This window comes from Neobacillus sp. CF12, assembly GCF_030348765.1.
Classification (GTDB): domain Bacteria; phylum Bacillota; class Bacilli; order Bacillales; family Cytobacillaceae; genus Neobacillus.
Map to the genome: position 1 here is coordinate 1 of NZ_JAUCEU010000004.1, position 683 is coordinate 683.

Here is a 683-nt window from a genome sequence, read left to right on the forward strand (position 1 = left end):
AATTAAGAAGAAAATAACCTTTTAGGTTAAGTTAGAAAGGGCGCACGGTGGATGCCTTGGCACTAGGAGCCGATGAAGGACGGGACTAACACCGATATGCTTCGGGGAGCTGTAAGTAAGCTTTGATCCGGAGATTTCCGAATGGGGGAACCCACTGCTCGTAATGGAGCAGTATCTTTACCTGAATACATAGGGTATTGAAGGCAGACCCGGGGAACTGAAACATCTAAGTACCCGGAGGAAGAGAAAGCAAACGCGATTCCCTGAGTAGCGGCGAGCGAAACGGGACATAGCCCAAACCAAGAGGCTTGCCTCTTGGGGTTGTAGGACACTCAACATGGAGTTACAAAGGAACGGGGTAGATGAAGCGATCTGGAAAGGTCCGTCATAGAAGGTAAAAACCCTGTAGTTGAAACTTCGTTCCCTCCTGAGTGGATCCTGAGTACGGCCGGACACGAGAAATCCGGTCGGAAGCTGGGAGGACCATCTCCCAAGGCTAAATACTCCCTAGTGACCGATAGTGAACCAGTACCGTGAGGGAAAGGTGAAAAGCACCCCGGAAGGGGAGTGAAAAAGATCCTGAAACCGTGTGCCTACAAGTAGTCAGAGCCCGTTCATGGGTGATGGCGTGCCTTTTGTAGAATGAACCGGCGAGTTACGATTACATGCAAGGTTAAGTTGAA

At 50.1% G+C, this 683-nt stretch carries 1 rRNA gene; it reads left to right on the forward strand.

From position 1 onward, the window contains the following. Nucleotides 1–24 precede the first annotated feature (24 nt). Nucleotides 25–683, forward strand: a 23S ribosomal RNA gene (locus tag QUG14_RS00035); the annotation flags it as partial.